This is a genomic window from Bradyrhizobium sp. KZN70725 (genome assembly GCF_055264925.1).
Map to the genome: position 1 here is coordinate 1 of NZ_JBUYWT010000173.1, position 1,179 is coordinate 1,179.

The following is a 1,179-nucleotide window of genomic DNA, read 5'->3' on the forward strand; positions in this document are numbered from 1 at the left end:
GTCGTTCGTGAAGAACTGGCGCCGGCGCCCGGCTTAAGCGGTGTTTCGAGCCGGGACGGTCTCGAAGAAGGCTCGGATGATGACACGCAAGAGCTCTGCGAGCCATCGCAGCAGCAGGCCGAAGTTATAGCCGGCAGCGGCGAGAACAGCGTTGATGCGGTCGCCGAGGCGTCCCTTGAGATAATTTCTGTCCATGCGGTGCTCGGCCTTGACGTGGCCGATGACGGGCTCGACAGCCGCGCGACGCTTCATCTCGCGACGGATGGAAGCTGTGACGCGGCGGACCTGACCCGAGATCCAGACCCTGAACCGATGCGGGTGGTTGTGACCGCGATATCCTTTGTCGACGTGGATACCGCGAGCCTCCACCCCGGTGAGCTTCTCCATGTCGGCGATTACGGGACCGAGCGTGTGCCCATCGAAGGGATTGCCATGCAGCGCCTTGGCATGGAGCACGAACTGGCCGCCCTTCGGAGACGTCACAGGGGTGGCGATGCTGACCTTGCAGCCGAACTCGTAGGGCGCGCGGGCTTTACCCTTGCCGATGCACTCAACCTCCGGAGCATGTAACGCATAGACCTTCGGACCGCGCTGATGCTGATCCTGGCTGCGCACCTGCTGCGCTAAACCGAGCAACGGGCCGAAGCGAGCTTCCAGCACCGTATCGCCATCAATCTTGCGGCGGATGTCGCGGATGATCCGGCCAAGCCGTGTCCGCAGGAACTTGAGCTGCCGCCGGGCGCGTTTGAACTGGTGGGCGTGGGTATAGCGGCCGGTCATGATGGCGGCGCGCTTGGCCAGGCGCAGATAGCTCTGGCGTAGCGGCACACGGTTGCGCTTGGCGAGCCCGACCAGCTTGATGATTGCTCGATGCAGGAGCCGCGCGTCGGTCGGATGCGCAACCGCCTTGGGCTGCACCGTGGTATCGACCACCACGCGCTCCAGGTCCTTCGGGCCGAGGGCGCCTGTCTTGTGCGCCACCGACAGACTTTCCTGGATTAGCGCAACGAGCTGCTCCTCGCCGAGCCGCTGCCGCCAGCGCGTCATCGACGATCGATCGAACGGCAGACGGTGGCGGAAGCTCAGCTCGCCGCAGAAGTATTGGTAATAGGGGTTCTCGATCCAGCGAGCGCACAGCACCTCATCTGACAGGTTGTGCATGTGCTTCAAAATGAACAG

The 1,179-nt window shown here is 63.5% G+C and carries 1 protein-coding gene; it reads right to left on the reverse strand.

Annotation, left to right across the window (positions count from 1 at the left end):
- Nucleotides 1-33 precede the first annotated feature (33 nt).
- Nucleotides 34-1,179: IS5 family transposase (locus ACZBJS_RS42525; protein WP_463440332.1), on the reverse strand; the 1,146-nt coding region annotated here is incomplete at its 5' end.